Origin of the sequence: Cohnella terricola, from assembly GCF_007786475.1 — a bacterium.
Taxonomy (GTDB): Bacteria; Bacillota; Bacilli; order Paenibacillales; family Paenibacillaceae; genus Cohnella; species Cohnella terricola.
Map to the genome: position 1 here is coordinate 90430 of NZ_VNJJ01000007.1, position 18823 is coordinate 109252.

Here is an 18823-nt window from a genome sequence, read left to right on the forward strand (position 1 = left end):
GCTGGTGATACCAATATCAGAATGCTCCAGCGCCTCCGATAACGCTTCGATATCCATCCCCCCTATGACAACTCAAAAATAATGATTAAACCACCGGGTCAACACAAACAGCGGCATCGTTCTAAGTTCTTCTTTAATGGAAATCGCATCCTCGGGGTTATCTGTTATGATACCGTCGACACCCATGCTGAAAAATCGTCTCATGCTTTCTGTGTTATTAACTGTCCAGACGTAGATAGGCTTGTGATACCGTTTGGCCGAAGCGATGACCGATTCTTTGACCATATATTCTTCCATCACGACAAAATCGGCACGAATCCGCCCCATATCCGGGACACCGGCGAACATAATATACCCCACCTGAAGCTCAGGCGCCGCGGTTTTGACTTGCTGCACGATTTCATAATCCAGCGACTGCACGATACATTCATTCTCGAAATGATTTTCGCGCACAATCCGGATAAATGTATCCACCAGATTTTGTTCTTTGCCATGTGTTTTGATTTCAATGTTTAGCTTTATTTGGCCTCTGGCCATATCCATTACTTCTGCCAGACTACTGATTCGTCCTGTGAAATTCCCCTGCTTCACTTGCAGCTCTCGTAATTCGTTCATTGTCAGATCATACACCTGTGCATGGGTACCTGTCAGACGCTTTAGATTGGTATCGTGTATAACGGCAAGGTCCCCGTCCTTGGTTTCCAATACATCAATTTCTGCATAATCCGCCTGTGCCTCAATAGCACCTTGTATGGCTTCGATTGTATTCTCCGGCCCCTTGGAGACGTATCCTCTATGGGCCATAATCTCAACCTTCTGATCCTCCATCTGCACTTCACTGATCGCTGGCACTAGAGCAAGTGCCGCTGCAAAGACCGTAACTGAGCCGAGTACGATCAGCTTTCTTTTGTGCTTCTGCAGCAATCCTTGATTCTGAATGGAACGTTCTTCCTGACTCTTCGGCTCGGGAAGACGCAGCACGGCATGATCCGGGTCCGCTTTCACCATGTATAACCGGGTAATCGTGGCAGTATAAAGCGGAATAACAAATAGAGAAGCCAGGTAGAGGGATAATATGCTACTCTTCAGAGCGACTCCCCTCATTACGCCAGCAAATACCGTCTGCTGCTCCCACAGGATGTATATAAGGCCTACAGCTCCCACAATGACTACCATTAGCAGGCTGACAACGACCAGATACAATAGGAATACCGACACCATGACCACGGCTACGCGGATATGTCTTTTCTTAAGAAATGCAGCGCTTTTTTTCGCCGCCTTCCGAAAGCTTGCCACCCCCTCGATCACCACAATAGGAAGCACGAAGGTCCAGCGAACATTGAAGAATAGCATAACCCCGAGCACGCCGATCAGCAGCAGTATTCCTCCGCCTGTCTTTACCAACTCACCTGAGATAAAGTTCGGAATTTCCATAGAAGGCAATAGCGAAGCGCCCACCCCCGCACCGAGCGGAAGCAACAGCAGCAGATAGATCACCAATCCTAGAAATCCATATTTGAACAAGGACGGAAGATAGGAAAGTGACTGCAACAAAGCGGGAATAAGCCCGATCCGCTGCCTTTCCTGACCGTGATACGAGAGAATAATTAAAACCGCAAACTCTAAAAAAATCAGTAGCGTGGCAATAGGAATCAGTATCAGCATGCATAACAAGCCATACTTGCTCATCGCAAATTGCAACAGCTCATAATTGGTAGCCCCGGCAAACCCGCCTAAGCGGAGAAGTCCACGAAATAGGAATGAAATGACCGGAATAAAAATAAATAACGTTAACGTCTTATACAGAAGCTCGAAAATAAAGATTTCCCGGTACGAAAAAGCAAGAATCCGAAAAATATCGGTAATCTGCTTGTGTATCGGAACCTTTGAGTCCTCGCTCATAGCTTTACACCTTCACTAACAGGCAGACCGTCTAAACGATCGATCAGTTGTTTTAGGTTTGTTTCGTCTACGGCATAATGCCGGACATCCTCTCCCAGCCGTTCGTCGATCTGCTCTCGTGTGAACGTAAAGCTATAGGTTGCGCCATCATATAAACCCGTGTTATCAACTATCGAATAGGTTATACTATCGACGTTATCAATCAAACTTAAGAGAAGAATGGAATTATGATAGAAAGTTTCTCCGCTTATCGCCCCCTCACTTACCACACCCGTAGAGTCATTCATTAGATAATGGATAGTCAATCCATAAGGCTGAGCCTTCGTTTGAAGTTCAATCCCCTTACCCTCAAACCCTATTGGCATGGGCATTCCTCCAATAAGGCCGCCTACCTTCACATGGTTACCCACATAAGGTGTTTTATTCTTCATTAGCTTATCTACATCATATCCGGAATAGGATGGGGGCGAGAATGGCTCAGACGATATCTGTAAAGGTTTAGGGTTGGTTGTGCATCCGACAATGAAGACTGCAATTACGAGCATAGTTCCCACAACCATCCATGATGACGGTTGCCGATAAGAGAGAATATTGTTAATTCTGGCTTTCACATAACTCTCTCCAAAGGAAAGCGGACTGCCCGTCAGTAAACCGCTTCTGTGTAGCGAGAAAGAAAGCAAGGTTGTTGAGTAGCCTTTTTTAATCTGGTTGCCCATCTTGTTCACGACACGCTCATCGCAGGACATTTCCATATCCTTACTCATGAGTGCATAAGATAGCCACATAAGTGGATTAAACCAATGAACGATAAGTAGTATAAATGCAAAAGGTTTTATGAGATAATCTCGTCTCCTGATATGCGTCTGTTCATGCAATAAAACATAAGATAAATCAGGTTCGCTCATGCCGGTCGGAATGTATATTTTCGGCTTCACAAAACCGCATACAAAGGGTGTCGAAATCTGGTCCGTCTCAAAAACGTTATCCCTGACGAGGGTCGCCGTTCTGACTCTGGCGATTATTTTCATATAGGAAGCCACGCTGTAAAGAAGGATAATGGCTGCTCCTGATATCCAAATGACACTTCCGATCCACATCAAGATTTGCATAGGATTTGCGCTTGCCATCGGGGCAGCAACTGGAAGGGATGATTGGATGAAACGGCTTATCCCGCTAATTCCTGCATCTACAGTAGAATATACCTGTATTCCAATATGCTGCGGCACAAACTCCATGAAGCCTGTGCCAGCCTTTCGTTCGGGCTGAACAAGTCGTAGAAGACTGAAGCTTGAAGTTAAGCTAACCGGAATAACCAGTCTAACCATTACGACCGACCACAGGATATAGGAGAAAACTTTAGAAACGCGCCTCAAAATAAATCTCACTATGATTACCGCAAGTGCCACGTAACTTGCCGTTATGCTCATATTAAGGATGATTAGAAACAAGTTCGTCATCTAGCTGCCTCCTCAATAATCCGCTTCAACTCTTCAGCTTCCTCCTTGGACAGTTTCTTTTCACCTAGAAAAGCGGTTAAAAATTGCGGCAATGAACCATCGAATGCCTTTTCAACAACCGTCTGACTCTCATATTTCTGTGCATCTGTTTTTTTAACAATGGCAGTGACCGTTGCTTCCTCATTCCTAAGGATCCCTCGCTCACATAACTTCCTTAGAACTGTATAGGTTGTGGACTTCTTCCAGCCAAGCTTTGTCTGGCTTAGCTTTACCAGATCCGTAGAATTAATGGGTTCATTATCCCAGATCAGGCATGCAAATTTGTATTCGGCATCAAACAATTTGTACGGTTCCAGATGGATTTCCTCCTCCATAGGTTTATCGAAGTAAACCCTATGTAGAAAGTCTATTGCAGTAAACCTCATTTGTCAAGAAAATGGACCCTTTCGCCTTGAATCGTTATAATTACTCATTATGCGAAAGCATCGGACCAAAAAGGCCGCCGGGCGCTGAAAGGGGACGCGTAAAAGTGGAACAAAACGATAAGATTGTCATTATAGGGGTAACAGGCTACATCGGAGCATGGATTGCCAAACAGTTAACAGATATGGGCTATACCCAGATTATTGGAACGTACCGTAATGAGGAAAAGGCGCGAAAGCTTCAAGCGATGTTGCCCAATTTGAACTTATACAAAGCAAATCTCGGGGAAAAAGACAATTGGAAAGAAGTGCTGAGCGGGGCCAAGTGGGTTTTTAATCAGGGGAGCGCATTCAACCCTAACGATAAAACATATAAAGACCGGGGCCGCACGAAAGAAAAAGGAATTCGCACGCTCTTCCAATTGGCTGTTGAATCTGGCAGCGTCATGAAGATCGTACACACCAGTGCCGAGTCCACCATTGCTTACGCCAACGAAGATCCATCCAAAACGACGTTTACAGAGGATGACTGGACAAATGAAAACAGGGAAGGCTTATTTGACCTCCATATGGTGTCGAAAACGATGGAAGAAAAAGCTGCCTGGTCGTTTATCCACTCCCCTGAAAATACAACAAATATAAGCATGACAACGATTCACCCTACGCACGTCATGGGGCCAAGCTTTGCTCCTTGGCATCATGATATGATTTATGCCATGCTTCACGGCGATGGAGCTATGGCAGATTCGCAGCTGTATGGGGTTGATGTTCGCGACGCAGCCGCAATGAATATTGCGTTGATGAAATCCCCTGAAGCGAATGGGCGGCGTCATTTCGCGTCTGCATTCAAAACAACATACGCCGCCATCCTTCATTTTATCAAAGAACAATTTACAGATGAGCAGATCAGGGCCGTATTAGGTGATGTGGTTCGGATCATCCCCGGAGATGACGCGGCGGATTTATTCAGCCCAGTGCAGCAAACGTCATATTACCAGGACATGGTGCCTCGTATGTTAAACCGTGTAGTGTACAAGACCAACTACCCTGAAGCTTATGCGTATGAGTATACAGAACCGAACATTACGGTCTTACAAGCAATGGAGAAAATGTTGAAGGATAAATCGCAGCGAGCGTGCGATTAAACCGTTCGTTACACCTTTTTAACGAACTCCGATTTTAATTTCATTGCCCCGAAACCATCGATTTTGCAGTCGATATCGTGATCTCCGTCGACCAGGCGTATATTTTTTACTTTTGTTCCTATTTTAAGGACCGATGAGCTTCCTTTGACTTTGAGGTCCTTGATAACCGTTACTGTATCGCCATCATTCAGAACGTTTCCATTCGCATCTTTGATCACCTTGTTTAGATCATGACCTTCGTTGTCCTCTTCTACCGACCACTCATGGCCACATTCAGGGCAAATCAATAGAGCTCCATTTTCGTACGTGTATTCGGAATTACATTTCGGGCAATTCGGTAAGTGCGACATAATATGATTTTCTCTCCCGCCAATTCATTATAGGTATGTTTGCATTATAGCTTACCGCGTACTACTTTAGTAGGACTACAATCTCCTATGATTCGCTCTATAATGACTTGTAGAGTCGAATATTAGGGGATTTTTTTGACCACATTGAAAAAGGTGGAATTGCAATGGAGAGTAAAAAAAAACTGTTTAAAGCAACTATGAGTTTACGAAAAATACTCGCATTCTTAATTATTCTTTCTATAGCATTCCCTTGCACTGGGAAGGTTCTTGCAGCTGTTCAACCGTCACTTGTAATTACTAGCCCTAACGTAACGCTGTCAGGCAGCGGTACCGTAACGTTCACTGCGGACGCGACTTTAAGCGGGGGATCTGCCCCTACAGGCAGTATTACGTTTTCACTAACTGGTCCCGGGGGCGTATTATTTAATACTTCAACCTATGCTGTCTCCGGAAATAGGACACTTACTGAATCATTCACTTTTTCTCTCCGTGGACCGATAACCGGTACGTATACCTGGACTGCAGATTATTCAGGGGACTCAAACAACGCTCCTGCCAGCAGCACGACCTCGACAATGGTGAGCGCCGCGGCACCAACCCTGACAGTCAGCGCCCATCGAACCTCCGTCACGATCGGCTCGTCTTCCCAATTGCTCGGGGCTTCCGCGATTTTAGCCGAAGGATACTATCCGACCGGCACGATAACGTTCAATCTGTATGCACCCGCACCCGGAGGAGCCGTCCTTGTTGATACCGAGACAGTCACAGTTAATGGAAATGGAACTTATACAACTCCAACAGGATACACGCTTACCGCCGCACAGGCGGTAACTGGCACGTATCGATGGGATGTAACCTACTCTGGCGATTCAAACAACAGCTCTTCATCTGTAACTTCACAAGAGGCAGACCTCTCCATCACCAATACGGCGAGTGACCCAACACCGAATGTTGGAGATTCTATAACTTTCACCGTCACTGTCACAAATAATGGGCCTGACAATGCAACAGGTGTGGAAGTAACAGATTTGCTGCCAGCCGGTCTCGCATTGGTTTCTGCAACGCCAAGTCAAGGAACCTACAGCTCCACAACAGGAGTATGGACTGTTGGAACAGTCACAGCAGCTTCGGCTGAATCTCTTACGCTCCATGCTCGGGTTGTCTCACCGAATGCGCAAACAAACACAGCGGCTATATCGCATGCTGATCAGCCTGACCCAAATACAGGTAACAATACGTCATCGGCAACTGTAACTCCTCGACAGGCAGACCTCTCCATCGGAAATACGGTGAGTAACGCAACACCGAATGTTGGAGACATGATAACTTTTACCGTCACTGTCTCAAATAGTGGGTCTGATCATGCAACAAATGTGGTTGTAACAGACTTGCTGCCAGCCGGTCTCACATTTGTTTCAGCAACGCCAAGTCAAGGAAGCTACAACTCCGCTACAGGAGTTTGGACGATCGGAGCAGTCACAACAACTTCGGCTGCTTCTCTCAGTCTCCAAGCTGAGGTTGCTTCACCGGCTGAGCAAACAAACATAGCGACTATATCGCACGCTGACCAGTTCGACCCAAACCCGGGCAACAATACGTCATCGGCAACTGTAAACCTCCAACAGGCAGACCTCTCCGTCACAAATACGGTGAATAACGCAACACCGAATGTTGCAGACACGATAATTTTCACCGTCACTGTCACAAATCATGGACCTCACAATGCAACAGGTGTGGTTGTAACAGATTTGCTGCCAGCCGGTCTCGCATTGGTTTCTGTGACGCCAAGTCAAGGAACCTACAACTCCACAACAGGAGCTTGGAATGTCGGAACAGTCACAGCAATTTCGGTTGCTTCTCTCATTCTCCAAGCTGGGGTTGCTTCACCAACTGCGCAAACAAGCACAGCGACTATATCGCACGCTGACCAGTTCGACCCAGACACAAGCAACAATACGTCATCGACAACTGTAACTCCCCAACAGGCAGACCTCTCCATCACAAATACGGTGAATAACGCAACACCGAATGTTGGAGACACGATAACTTTCACCGTCACTGTCTCAAATAGTGGGCCTGATCGTGCAACAGGTGTGGTTGTAACCGATTTGCTGCCAGCCGGTCTCGCTTTGGTTTCTGCGACGCCAAGTCAAGGAACCTACAACTCCGCTACAGGAACTTGGACGATCGGAACAGTCACAACAACTTCGGCCGCTGCTCTCATTCTCCAAGCTGAGGTTGCTTCATCAGCTGCGCAAACAAGCACAGCGACTATATCGCACGCTGACCAGTTCGACCCAGACACAAGCAATAATACGTCATCGGCAACTGTAACTCCTCAACAAACCTACACGGTCACTTTTGACTCTCAGGGTGGTAGTTCTGTCTCAAATATTAGCGGTGTTACCTCAGGTTCCACAATAAGCGCACCGGCTACACCTACATTATCAGGCTATACATTTGTTGGCTGGTATAAGGAATCATCATTGACTAACGCATGGAATTTCAGCATAGATACTGTAACCGGCAGCTTAACGCTATTTGCTAAGTGGCAGTACAATGGTGGCGGTGGTGGCGGTAGCAGTAACAGCGGCAGTAGTGGAAATCCAAATGTCACACCGACTTATTATGCGGATGTATTAGGAACCGGTATCTCGAGAGCTACACTGCCTATTAGTACAGATACGCATGCCGGCAGCGCAGCGGTAGACTTTGGAACTCTGGCAGAATATAAGCCCAAAGATGAGAAAACGATTGTGATCACCATGCCTGCCATCCCTGGTGTGAATACCTATACCCTGGGGATTCCTGTCGCCTACCTGTCCACGCCAGTTAGCAAAGGTACTTTGGTCTTCAAAACCAATAAAGGCGGCATAACCCTTCCTGCGGGTATGTTGGCAAATAGGGTTGGCTTGAAAGCTGAAATTACCATCGGCCAGGGCGATAAATCAGGTCTGCCAGACAGCGTAAAGACAACAATAGGCGATAAGCCGCTGATCCAATTGGCCGTGAAAATAGATGGAAAGCAGATCGAGTGGAATAACCCCAAGGCACCGGTCATTGTATCCATACCCTATACACCGACAGCGGCCGAGCTTGTACACCCAGAAAGCATTGTGATCTGGTACATCGACAACAGCGGCAAGGCGGTCACCGTGCCAAACGGACATTATGACCCGATCACAGGAACCGTGACCTTTGCCACAACCCATTTCAGCTACTACGCCGTAAGCTACAATCAAGTTAGCTTTAAGGATGTGGCGGCAGATAAGTGGTATGGCAAAGCGGTTTCCTTTTTAGCCGCAAGGGAGATTACCACAGGTACAAGCAATGGGAATTACAGACCTGATGAACAACTGATCCGCGGAGATTTCCTTGTCATGCTGATGAAGTCATTTGGTATAGCTGCGGACACTTATCCGGCGGATAACTTCTCCGACGCAAACGATACCTACTATACCGGCTATCTCGCAGCGGCAAAGCGGCTCGGCATATCCTCAGGCATGGGTAACAATATGTTCGCACCCGAAAAAGAAATCACACGTCAAGAAAAGTTCACCTTGCTCTATAATGCCTTGAAGGTCATCGGAAAACTTCCGCAAGGTAATTCCGGCAAGACGCTCTCTGATTTTACTGACACCGGCATGATCGCCCCTTGGGCGAAAGAAGCCATGACGCTGCTGGTCGAAACGGGAATCATCGATGGCAACGCCGGAAAGCTCACCCCTACAAGCACGACTACAAGGGCAGAAATGGCACAGGTGCTATACAATCTATTAACGAAGTAACGCTCTAAAAAAACAGGCTGCGAGTCAAAAGCTCGCAGCCTGTTTTTGGCTTAAACATATTAATCTGCGCTTGCGGTAACGTGCTCCCACTTTGCATATTCATCCAGCATCGAGTTGAGCTGTGTGCGAGCCATGACGAGCCCCATGCTTCCCAGAGCCAACCTTCTAGGCGGATTGTCCGTGCCTGCAATATCGGCGACTGCCGACATCGCTTTTTCTACATTGCCATAAGGCGCCGTTTCGGCAAGCTTATTGTACCAATCGTACATCGGTTGATAATCGGCAATTTCGCTTTTATTTTCTTGCGTATTTCCTTGAAATCCTGTTTTGAAGCCCGCCGGCTCAACCAGCGTGATGTTGATCCCAAGCTCCTTCACTTCGGCAGCCAGCCCTTCGCTAAGGCTTTCAAGCGCCGCTTTCGAGCTGCAGTAGATCGGCAAGGTCGGCAAGCTTTGTACGCCGCCCATAGACGATATATTGATAATATGGCCCGAACGGTTTTTCCTCATTTGCGGAAGAACGGCTTGAATCGTGCCCATAACGCCAAATACATTCGTTTCATATTGCTTGCGCGCTTGATCAACCGTTACTTCTTCAAAAACGCCCGCCTGAGCATATCCCGCATTATTGAGCAAAACATCAATTTGCCCATATTGATTCGTTACCGTTTCGACAACCTGTTGAACCATTCCCTGATTCGTAATATCTAATGCCAGCACCTGAATGTTGCCGTATTGGCCGAATTCCGGAGCGGCTTTCTGCGTATCCCGCATGGTAGCTACTACATTCCATTCACGCTTGGCGAATTGAATGGCCAATTCTTTGCCGAAGCCTGTTGACGTGCCGGTAATTAATATCGTTTTACTCATCTGTATTCCCTCCTGATGCGGATTGAGCATCGCTCATGAATGATCTTAATCCTTAAAGTCGACTTTAAGGCAAGTGCCATTTTTTTGAAAAATGATCATTCGCTTGCGATGCTCCTGGAGCTTATACATCGTTACATGACCGAACTGTGGCCTAGAATCGCCTTAGGCTCCAAGTACTCTTCGATTCCGTACGTGCCGTGATCCCTGCCTATGCCGGAGTGTTTAAACCCTCCGAACGGTGCTTTCGGTTCGTCGTGCAATCCGTTGACCGATATCCGTCCGGCCACAATCTGCTCGGCGACCCGATTGCCCCGCTCCGTGCTTCCGGAAAAGACGAACGCTTGCAAGCCGTATGGCGTATCGTTGGCGATTTCAATAGCCTCGTCTTCCGTCTTATACGTAATGATCGATAGGACGGGACCAAATACTTCTTCCTGCGCAATCGTCATATCATTGGTTACATTGGAAAACACTGTCGGCTTAACATAGTAACCGTCATCGAGCCCTTCAGGACTGCCTGCGCCGCCGACGACCACTTCAGCTCCGTCTTCGATCGCCTGGTTAATATAGCGTTGAACTCTTTCGAACTGCTTCTGGTTCACCATTGGCCCAATAACCGCAGCTTCGTTCCAGAGGTCGCCCACTTTTAAACCTCCGACGGTCGCGGCCATTAAACGTTTGACTTCCTCTAGACGCGTTTCCGGAACGAGCACCCTTGTGCCGGCAAGGCAAGCCTGACCGCTGTTGATGAATCCGGCCCCTACCGCAAGCGGAACGGCTTTCGTGAAGTCGGCGTCATCCAAAATAACGGTAGGCGATTTTCCTCCAAGCTCGAGCGTAACCCTTTTTAAGTTAGCCGCCGCGCCTGCCGCGATTCGTTTTCCAATTGCCGTAGAACCTGTAAACGTGATGCCGGTAACGTCCGGATGGCGAGTCAACTCTTCGCCGACTACTTCTCCCTTGCCGTTAACGATATTGATAACGCCAGCCGGGACATTGGCCGCATGGACGGCTTCCATGAATATTTCTGTTTGAGCCGCGCTGAACTCGCTCGGTTTGACAACCACGGTGCAGCCCGCGGCCAGAGCCGGCCCGATTTTATTGGCAAGATGCGTCGCATTGGCATTCCAAGGCGTAATCACGCCCACGACGCCAACCGGTTCCATTCGAACTTTCGCTGTGCCGGCCGCTCGTACAAAAGGATACGACTCAACCGTTTCCTTCATATGCGAAAAGGCATTGATCGCAAGTTGAGTCAGCATTTTAGCCACTTTAACCGGCGCGCCGTATTCCGCAACAGTCGCCTCAGTTAGTCTGTCATATCGTTGCGACAGCGATTCACGCAGCCGCGAAAGGATGTCGGCGCGTTCCTCAACACTCGTTTTAGAGTACGTTTTGAACGCTGCTTTAGCAGCCTCTATTGCATTGCGCGTATCCTCGATGTTGCCTAGCACGACTTTACCCGCTGCTTGCTTGTTTGTAGGATTGATCAACTCCAGCTCTTCCGTGCCCGAAGGTCTGACAAATTGTCCGTTAATATAAATCCTATCGTACACATTCACTATCGTTTCCTCCCCTTACGGATAATTTGGCGTAAACCATTTTTATTGTAACCCTTAAAGTTCACTTTAAGTCAAATGCTTTGCACACAAAAAATGAGGCCCTGATCCGATGTGATATCAATTGGATCAGGACTTCGCTTTTCAAACCTTTGGCTCCTCCGACTTCTCAAAATAATCGAGGAAGCTCTTTTCCGGGTTGCGGTTGTTATTATATACCTCCAGCTTCTGACTCACGGCTTCGAAAGCCTCGTTCAGTACTTGCTGCTTTTTGATGATCTCAGCCTGATGCGCCTCCAAGATGGCCCTTCTCCGCGCAATCGTCCCTTCTCCCTGCTTGGCAAGCTCGACAATTTCTCTTATGCCAGATATGCTCATTCCCGTCGCGCGAAAACAAGTCATCAATCGAATCCAGTCTAAATCCTTCTCATCGAACAGGCGGTTGCCATTGTCGTCCCTGCGGATATTGGGCAATAGCCCTTCTTTATCATAAAAACGTATCGTATGCGCGGGGCAATTTAATTTCTCCGACGCTTCCTTTATTGTAAACAATTCGCTCCCCCTCATTCACTACCGTCGAGCCTGTAAAAAGATTTTAGCGATATCGGGGAGTCGCGTCAATCTGGCTCTCATCGGTCTAATTGTTCAGGAAGCCCAAATCGCGAAAATAATCTGGTATTGATGAAATTTTGGATGTGAAAGATCTTCTTGTCCTTCATCACAATGACGTGAATTCCCCAGGGGATCAAGCAGGTTTTGTCCTTACTCGGCATATATTGCGCGAAAGCCGGGTAACCGCCATTCACCGCAGTCGGCAAAAACCGGGACCCGACACAATGCGAGCGTACGAGCGAAAAAAACTTGAACAAATCGTCCTTGCCCTGTACCCACATAGGAAATGGTGGCATAGACATATGGCCTTCTTCATGAAACAAGGCTACCAGTGCATGGATATCATATCGTTCAAAAGCCTCCACATACCGTGATAGCAGTTCTTGATCAGGCTGGACATCCATTAAGTTGTATTCTTCGGAACGGAGTTTCGCCCGATCCATCGTTTCTCTGGCTCTTTGCAAGGCGCTGTTAACTGCTGCTGGCGTCATGCCTAACGAATCAGCAATCTGTTTGGAGGACCACTCAAATACGTCTTTCAATAGGAGAGCTGCACGTTGGCGTGGAGGCAAGATTTGCAAGAGTGTAATAAAACAGAGTTGAAGGGTATCTTTGCGAATGAGTAAATCTTCTGGATTTTCCGAAAATGCGGGGGCAGGCCAGATCCAGGATGAGTCAGGGAACGTTTCATTGGGTGCGATAATGGATGACGCGGGGTCGGAAAAGTCAACGGGACGAGTTCTCCGTTTAGCTTGTCTTAGCTTGTCCAGGCATAGATTTGAAGCAATCCGATAAACCCATGTTTTGTATGAAGATTCTTGTCTGAATGAGTCCCAACTATGCCACACACGAATAAAGGTTTCCTGAACGGCATCGTCAGCGTCATCGATCGATCCTAGCATTCTATAACAGAAGGATGTTAACTCCGGTTTCAAGCTGTCAAATAACTGAAGTTCTAGTGCATGCTCCAGTACCGTTTCGTTCATCTGGACCCCCTACTACCGCAAAACTAGTTAGTTTAAGAGAAGAGATTCGGCACCGCTCTGAAATATCCTTCATTATTATGAATAAAAAGACAGTCAAGGCATCTCAATGTGCCCTAACTGTCTTTTTACTGATTAAACCAAACGGGCTGTTATCGGTGTCGCGCCTACCCGGTCTCCGATATACTGATACAACACTAGCGCCGCCACGCCGGCGGCCACGAGGAGGGTACGTATGCGCTGGCACGACTGCGCGGGCGCCTACAAGGCGTTCTTCAGCTTGGGTTCCACCTGTCAGACTGCCCATCAACTCCGGAGGCTTGGCCTGAGGCGTATCGCAGGTCCATTGGACTGGTTCATCTCCCGCAACGCCTCCGATGTCTCCCGGCTTATCCGCAATCGGTTCAACGGTTTGTTGGATGTGAATCGGCTGCAGGTGGAAGGCGTCGACGAGATGCACTACATCGTCCGAGACACCGGCTACAACCTCGAGTCGTATCACGACTTCCCGTTGATCCAGCCTTGGACTGATGCTTACCCCGACGTCGCGCGCAAGCTTCACCGTCGCGCACAAGCCTTGCTCTCGGCCAGTGCCAGCGGGCCAATCTGCTTCGTCAGGATCGGCACTTCCAGGTCGGAATCGCTTCAACTGCACCAGGCGCTGTCCTCGATCGCTCCCCGCGGTTTTCGGCTGCTCGTCATCAACTCCAATGAAGACGATTACCGGATTCGACACGAGGACTGGGGCTTTCCGGGGATCGCTTCGGTATCGATTCCAAGAGGTTTCGACTGGCGCGGCTCCGATTCCGCCTGGTGGGAGATTATGCGCGGATTCTCGGTTGCCGCCCCTTAATCAGATATTTCGGTCAGAGTTTCAAGCTGAATTCTCTTAACCCTCGTACGCTTCCTGTAATGCCGCAAGATCAAATTTCTTCATTTTCAGGAATGCATTCGTTACCCGTTTCATTTGCTCCGGCGTGCCCTTACCCATCATCTTGTTCATTGCGGTCGGAACAATCTGCCAGGATACACCGAACTTATCTTTAAGCCAGCCGCATTGCTCGGCTTCAGGTACCGCGGAGAGCTTTTCCCAATAGTAATCAATTTCCTCTTGCGTGTCGCAAGAAACCATAAAGGATATGGCCTCATTGAAGCTGAATTTATGTTCGTACGCGCTGTCCATTGCCGCAAACCACTGATTTTCCAACATGAAGTCGGAGAACATAACAGTGCCTTCCTTGTCAGGCTCCATCCCTTTCGGGTAGTGGGCAATCGTTCCCATTTTTGCGTTCTTAAAGACGGATAAATAATAATGAATCGCCTCTTCCGCCTTGCCGTATTGATCGCCGACGAACAATAGCGACGGCACGATCGCAGGCTTCTCTTCACCCTCGGGATTCATCAGGATTAACTGCCACGACAAACCATACTTATCCTGGATCCAGCCATATTTCTCGCTGAACGGGTACTTGCCAAGCGGCATTAATGCGATGCCGCCTTCGGATAATTTGTTCCAGACCTCGTTTAGTTTCTCTGCGGCGTCTTTATCTCGAGAGGGGTCGAAATTCACGAAGAAAGACACCGATGGATTAAACTTGAATAAAGGACCTGCGCTGATTGCCATGAACTTCTGCCCCCAAATTTCAAAAGAGACCAAATGACTGTCTCCTGATGGGGTGTTGTTGAGTGTGGTTGCATTCGTAATTCTCGAGTCCGGGAAAATGGAAGCATAAAACTCGGCTGCTTCTTTCGCCTCCTTGTCATACCATAAATGCGGAATGATTATTTGATTCGTTTGTGCCATTAGTCATTCCTCCCCATATTAGATTTCGCAGCGAATGAAGGCGACAGCCAGTGCCATCGCGCTTCGAACCGCCGCCGTATCCGCGAGCGAGTTGAGCATGACGAAATCATGGATCGTGCCCTGCATGCGCGCCTGAGCAACACGAATACCTGCTTGCCGCAACTTGTTGGCATATGCCTCTCCTTCGTCGCGGAGGACGTCCGCCTGACCCGTGATGATCATGGCGGGCGGCAAATCTCGCAACTGCTCGGTCGTTGCGCGAAGCGGGGAAGCCGTGATCTGCGCTCTTTGCTTAGGATCCATCGTGTATTGGTCCCAGAACCACTGCATGACATCGCGACGAAGGTAATAGCCCTCGGCGAACTGTTTGTACGATGGCGTATCGAAGGAAGCGTCCGTTACCGGATAGAACATCAGCTGCTTGGCGATTTTCGGTCCGCCGCGCTCCTTCGCCAGGATGGCGACGGCCGTGGTCATATTGCCACCTACGCTATCGCCGGCGACGATGATCTTTTTCGAATCTATCCCGTACTTGCGGCCGTTATCGGCAACCCATCGTAATGCTGCGTATATTTCTTCAAGGGCGGTCGGATACTTCGCTTCCGGTGAAAGGCTGTAGTTGACGAAGACAACGACCGAATTCGATCGGACCGCCAGTTCGCGAACAAGCCGTTCGTGCGTGCCGAAGTTTCCAAGCACCCACCCGCCGCCGTGGGAATATAGGACGACAGGCAGGTCGCCCTTGGCTTGTGTTGGCCGAACAATCGTTAACGGCACTTTCCCGGTCGGCCCGCTTTTGATTGTCACGTTCTGAATATCGGCAGGAAGCATCTTAACAGGCCCAGCCTGTGTCTTGTTCAATTGCTCGCGGCCTTTTTGCGGACCTAGATCGTATAGATAGGGCGGATTGGAGGTTTCTTCGGTCACTTTCTTGGCTTCGGGCTCTAGCACGACTTCGTTTGCGGTAACTGGAGAAGATACACGGGGGCTGGCTTCTGCCAAGTCGTTGCCGGATAATGTTGCTCCGATTAGCACCGTAAGGCAAGCCGATGCAAGAGCCTTGCACTTCAATCGCACAGGTCAACCATCCTTTTATCGGGAGATTTTGTATCTGATTAAAGTGTACAGAAAACCCTGACCTCATTCGGTCAGGGTTGCTTTAATGATGCGGTGTTTGATAACTCCAAAGTCGTCCGAACGTCCGTGATTGATCCTTGATCGATATATGCGATACGATCAGCCAAATAATGAACAGCCATGATATCGTGTGAAATAAACAAATAAGAGATTCCATATTTCTCTTTCAGCTCTCTCAGATGAATAAGGATTTGCTTCTGAATAATCATATCCAAACTGCTTACCGGTTCGTCCAATACGATTAGTTTCGGCTTTAATGCAATTGCTCTGGCGATATTGACCCTCTGCAACTGCCCGCCGCTCATTTGTCCCGGGCGTTTATGCATATCGTCGGCCGTCAGTCCAACTAATACTAATAATTCCGCAACCTTTCTCCGCTCTTCTAGGGAAGTCAACCTCTCATAATTACGCAGGGGCTCGGCGATGATATCGAGAATACGCATACGAGGATTTACGGCCGAGTAGCTATCTTGAAAGACGACTTGAATATCTCGGCGCCATTGCTTTCGAGCTTTGCGATCGGATCGGTACAGATCGATTCCCTCGAACGTAATCGTCCCGCTGTCGGGGGGCAACAACCCGAGTACGATTCGCCCCAACGTGCTTTTACCGGCTCCACTCTCTCCGAGAATGCCTAGACAAGTCCCTTCCTCCAGCGAAAAAGACAGATTCCTTACGCCGGTCCCTTCGGACGTGCTCTTACGGAACCAACCTGCTGAGCCATAGGTTTTAGAAATGTTATCTGCAACTAATAAGCTCATACGGCAATCTCCTTCTGCCTTCGATAAAGAAGCGTAAACACCAACGTCGCAACACCAATGCAAGCGCCCGTCGCCAACATCGCTTGGTATGAGAACGCGTCCGCCAGCCATCCCATGAGGTAGGCGCCGCCTGAGGTGCCGAGATCGGCTGCAGCGATAAACCAACCGATGGAAACTCCACGCGATTTTTCCGGTACGATGAAGGTAATATAAGTCATCAGCGTCGGATATAACAAAGATAACGCAAGTCCATTGAATACGGCCGACACAAGCAGAACCGGCATCGACAACGACAGGCAAAGAAGCGACGGCGCAAGCACGAAACATACGATTAGAGCGACGAGAAGCCATTTAGGGAACACAGCCGAAGACGGAATATGCTTGCGTCCAAAGAAACGAATGAAGATAAGAACGGCGGTCTCGGTTAAAAAGTAGAGCGGAGCCGTATGTAGGCCTTTGCTTTCCAAATATAAAGGCAAGAACGTAGGCGCGATGCAAAACACGACCGAAGCCAGCAACATGACGATCGACGGAAATACAATCGACCGGTTCGCCGAACGAGCCGACTCCTCGTGCCCGTCGACATGCTTTTCGTTCCTTTCTCTCTGTCCGGCCCTCGGCCGGAGCGTCCGAAACAATCCCGATCCCATAATAATGTTGCTAACGCCGATACCGGCGAAGAATAGCAGCAGTTGCGTCATCGTAACTTGGTCCTTCAGATAAAGCACTAGCGCAGGAACGAACGTATAAGGGACCATCGAAGCAAGCGACAGCATTGAAATCCCCTGTCCCCTCGCTTTATCCGAGATCAAATCAATGATCAATAGATGAATCGTCATGGAGAAGAAAGCAAGAATCGCGCCCTGTAACGCACGCATGATCGCGAATGCCCACAGCGTCTCGATCGAATAAGCCGCTAGCACGAAAGCATTCAGGACGAGCGCAATGATAAAAATGTTGCGCGAGCCGAATTTATCTACGATCGCGCCGGCAACCGGGCGCAGAAACATGGAGACGAACATGTAGGCTCCCATAATAAATCCGATACCCGATTTGCTTGCTCCAAGCGATTGCGAGAAAAACGGCAGCGCAATGATAAGCATATGGTTGGTTGCATAGAACAACAAAGCGACGATATAGAGCCACATAGCTCTTTTATTGAAAGGATTATCAAACTTGGACAATTTCAACGCGCTCTTGGCTCCTGTCTTGATTAGGGTTGCTCCACGTCAGTCTGGAATCGCATAGCAGCTTCGTGTATTCAGCTTGAGGATGACGAATAACGTCTTTCGTTAATCCGCTCTCGACGATTTGCCCTTTTTTCATGACGATAACCGTGTCCGCAACAGCCTCAATGACGCTTAAATCGTGGGACACAAGCAGCATCGCTGTCCCGCCTTTCGCTTTGATTCTGCGAATTGCATTCAATACGTGCTCGCGGTTCCCGTTATCCAATGCGGTCGTTGGTTCGTCGGCGATAAGCAATGTAGGATTATTAGCGGTCGCTAGCCCGATCATGATGCGTTGAAGCATACCGCCGCTCAATTCGAATGGATATTGGCTAAGCACCCGATCCGGCTCGGGCAAGTTCATCTCGGCAAGGCGTTGAGTGGCAAGCTCGAATGCTTGCTTTTTGGAGCAATTCGATTTCAATCTCAAGGTTTCGACGAACTGGCTTCCGATCGTCTTCAGCGGGTTGAAGGCCGTCATCGGGTTTTGAAGCACTAAAGATAGCTGATGGCGGCGGATTTGCATCAGCTTTTTGGAAGAAAGTCCCGTAAGTTCTATACCATTTAGCCGAATGCTTCCGCGCGTCACATGTGCCGAATCGGGAAGCAAGCCAAGAATGGACATGCAGGTCATCGACTTGCCGCATCCGCTTTCTCCGACGATTCCTAGGACTTGACCTGTTTCGATCCCGAATGAAAGGTGCTGCACCGCCTTCATTCTTCCTCGTTCCGATACGATCTCGATCTCTAATGCTCGAACGTCAAGCACCTTTTGGCGGTTATCCATGACGGCCTCCTTACCAAC

16 protein-coding genes are annotated in these 18823 nt (G+C 48.6%); 3 read left to right on the plus strand and 13 right to left on the minus strand.

Features of this window, described 5'->3' with window-relative positions; translation table 11 throughout:
• Nucleotides 1–72 precede the first annotated feature (72 nt).
• Genes FPZ45_RS14100 through FPZ45_RS14110 form a run of 3 tightly spaced genes read right to left on the minus strand, consistent with a single transcriptional unit; the run spans nucleotide 73 to nucleotide 3715 of the window.
• Nucleotides 73–1902 carry a glycerophosphodiester phosphodiesterase gene (locus FPZ45_RS14100; protein ID WP_144702879.1) on the minus strand — a complete coding sequence of 610 codons (1830 nt, stop codon included), beginning with the start codon at nucleotides 1900–1902 and terminating at the stop codon, nucleotides 73–75.
• On the minus strand, nucleotides 1899–3359 hold the full coding sequence (locus FPZ45_RS14105; protein ID WP_144702882.1) for a M56 family metallopeptidase: 1461 nt from the start codon (nucleotides 3357–3359) through the stop codon (nucleotides 1899–1901). The genes FPZ45_RS14100 and FPZ45_RS14105 overlap by 4 nt, the downstream gene beginning before the upstream one ends.
• Nucleotides 3356–3715: a BlaI/MecI/CopY family transcriptional regulator gene (locus tag FPZ45_RS14110; RefSeq protein ID WP_144703211.1), complete on the minus strand. Its 360-nt coding sequence runs from the start codon at nucleotides 3713–3715 to the stop codon at nucleotides 3356–3358. Before FPZ45_RS14110 ends, FPZ45_RS14105 begins: the two co-directional genes overlap by 4 nt.
• Before the next feature lie 173 nt (nucleotides 3716–3888).
• Between FPZ45_RS14110 and FPZ45_RS14115 the strand changes: the two genes are divergently transcribed.
• Complete coding sequence (locus tag FPZ45_RS14115; RefSeq protein ID WP_186438400.1) at nucleotides 3889–4926, plus strand: NAD-dependent epimerase/dehydratase family protein; 1038 nt, start codon at nucleotides 3889–3891, stop codon at nucleotides 4924–4926.
• Nucleotides 4927–4934: 8 nt separating this feature from the next.
• On the opposite strand, the gene FPZ45_RS14120 is transcribed toward FPZ45_RS14115, so the two are convergent.
• Entirely contained in the window at nucleotides 4935–5276 is a 342-nt protein-coding gene (locus FPZ45_RS14120; protein ID WP_144702888.1) for a zinc ribbon domain-containing protein YjdM, read from the minus strand.
• 164 nt (nucleotides 5277–5440) lie between these two features.
• Between FPZ45_RS14120 and FPZ45_RS14125 the strand changes: the two genes are divergently transcribed.
• Entirely contained in the window at nucleotides 5441–9064 is a 3624-nt protein-coding gene (locus FPZ45_RS14125; RefSeq protein ID WP_144702891.1) for an S-layer homology domain-containing protein, read from the plus strand.
• A 59-nt stretch (nucleotides 9065–9123) separates the two neighbouring features.
• Here FPZ45_RS14125 and FPZ45_RS14130 read toward each other — a convergent pair whose 3' ends face one another.
• The 4 genes from FPZ45_RS14130 to FPZ45_RS14145 all read right to left on the minus strand — a co-directional run bounded on the left by FPZ45_RS14130 (nucleotide 9124) and on the right by FPZ45_RS14145 (nucleotide 13090).
• On the minus strand, nucleotides 9124–9933 hold the full coding sequence (locus FPZ45_RS14130; RefSeq protein ID WP_186438401.1) for an SDR family NAD(P)-dependent oxidoreductase: 810 nt from the start codon (nucleotides 9931–9933) through the stop codon (nucleotides 9124–9126).
• 131 nt (nucleotides 9934–10064) lie between these two features.
• Nucleotides 10065–11495: an aldehyde dehydrogenase family protein gene (locus FPZ45_RS14135; protein ID WP_144702897.1), complete on the minus strand. Its 1431-nt coding sequence runs from the start codon at nucleotides 11493–11495 to the stop codon at nucleotides 10065–10067.
• 141 nt (nucleotides 11496–11636) lie between these two features.
• Nucleotides 11637–12044: a MerR family transcriptional regulator gene (locus FPZ45_RS14140; RefSeq protein WP_246120453.1), complete on the minus strand. Its 408-nt coding sequence runs from the start codon at nucleotides 12042–12044 to the stop codon at nucleotides 11637–11639.
• 77 nt (nucleotides 12045–12121) lie between these two features.
• Nucleotides 12122–13090, minus strand: a complete 969-nt coding sequence (locus tag FPZ45_RS14145; RefSeq protein ID WP_144702903.1) for a sigma-70 family RNA polymerase sigma factor — start codon at nucleotides 13088–13090, stop codon at nucleotides 12122–12124.
• 232 nt (nucleotides 13091–13322) lie between these two features.
• Here FPZ45_RS14145 and FPZ45_RS14150 point away from each other — a divergent pair, with 232 nt between their 5' ends.
• A complete protein-coding gene (locus tag FPZ45_RS14150) occupies nucleotides 13323–13940 on the plus strand; it encodes a DUF1796 family putative cysteine peptidase (RefSeq protein ID WP_144702906.1) in 618 nt (205 codons plus the stop codon).
• A gap of 36 nt (nucleotides 13941–13976) precedes the next feature.
• Here the strand turns inward: FPZ45_RS14150 and FPZ45_RS14155 are convergent, their stop codons facing one another.
• The 5 genes from FPZ45_RS14155 to FPZ45_RS14175 all read right to left on the minus strand — a co-directional run bounded on the left by FPZ45_RS14155 (nucleotide 13977) and on the right by FPZ45_RS14175 (nucleotide 18805).
• Nucleotides 13977–14891 (minus strand): VOC family protein, encoded by a 915-nt coding sequence (locus tag FPZ45_RS14155; protein ID WP_144702909.1) that lies wholly within the window; start codon nucleotides 14889–14891, stop codon nucleotides 13977–13979.
• 18 nt (nucleotides 14892–14909) lie between these two features.
• Nucleotides 14910–15893: an alpha/beta hydrolase gene (locus FPZ45_RS14160; RefSeq protein ID WP_144703214.1), complete on the minus strand. Its 984-nt coding sequence runs from the start codon at nucleotides 15891–15893 to the stop codon at nucleotides 14910–14912.
• Between the two features lie 146 nt (nucleotides 15894–16039).
• Nucleotides 16040–16789, minus strand: coding sequence for an ABC transporter ATP-binding protein (locus FPZ45_RS14165; protein ID WP_144702912.1), 750 nt, complete (start codon nucleotides 16787–16789; stop codon nucleotides 16040–16042).
• The gene (gene cntE, locus FPZ45_RS14170; RefSeq protein WP_144702915.1) at nucleotides 16786–17979 is read right to left on the minus strand and encodes a staphylopine family metallophore export MFS transporter CntE; all 1194 of its coding nucleotides are present in this window, start codon (nucleotides 17977–17979) and stop codon (nucleotides 16786–16788) included. Before cntE ends, FPZ45_RS14165 begins: the two co-directional genes overlap by 4 nt.
• On the minus strand, nucleotides 17960–18805 hold the full coding sequence (locus FPZ45_RS14175) for an ABC transporter ATP-binding protein (protein ID WP_144702918.1): 846 nt from the start codon (nucleotides 18803–18805) through the stop codon (nucleotides 17960–17962). Before FPZ45_RS14175 ends, cntE begins: the two co-directional genes overlap by 20 nt.
• Nucleotides 18806–18823 lie beyond the last annotated feature (18 nt).

Bases quoted from the DNA above. Each gene is read 5' to 3' on its own strand.
- FPZ45_RS14100 (WP_144702879.1), bottom strand. From the start codon at position 1,902: ATGAGCGAGGACTCAAAGGTTCCGATACACAAGCAGATTACCGATATT.
- FPZ45_RS14105 (WP_144702882.1), bottom strand. From the start codon at position 3,359: ATGACGAACTTGTTTCTAATCATCCTTAATATGAGCATAACGGCAAGT.
- FPZ45_RS14120 (WP_144702888.1), bottom strand. From the start codon at position 5,276: ATGTCGCACTTACCGAATTGCCCGAAATGTAATTCCGAATACACGTAC.
- FPZ45_RS14125 (WP_144702891.1), top strand. From the start codon at position 5,441: ATGGAGAGTAAAAAAAAACTGTTTAAAGCAACTATGAGTTTACGAAAA.
- FPZ45_RS14130 (WP_186438401.1), bottom strand. From the start codon at position 9,933: ATGAGTAAAACGATATTAATTACCGGCACGTCAACAGGCTTCGGCAAA.
- FPZ45_RS14145 (WP_144702903.1), bottom strand. From the start codon at position 13,090: ATGAACGAAACGGTACTGGAGCATGCACTAGAACTTCAGTTATTTGAC.
- FPZ45_RS14150 (WP_144702906.1), top strand. From the start codon at position 13,323: ATGCGCTGGCACGACTGCGCGGGCGCCTACAAGGCGTTCTTCAGCTTG.
- FPZ45_RS14155 (WP_144702909.1), bottom strand. From the start codon at position 14,891: ATGGCACAAACGAATCAAATAATCATTCCGCATTTATGGTATGACAAG.
- FPZ45_RS14165 (WP_144702912.1), bottom strand. From the start codon at position 16,789: ATGAGCTTATTAGTTGCAGATAACATTTCTAAAACCTATGGCTCAGCA.
- FPZ45_RS14175 (WP_144702918.1), bottom strand. From the start codon at position 18,805: ATGGATAACCGCCAAAAGGTGCTTGACGTTCGAGCATTAGAGATCGAG.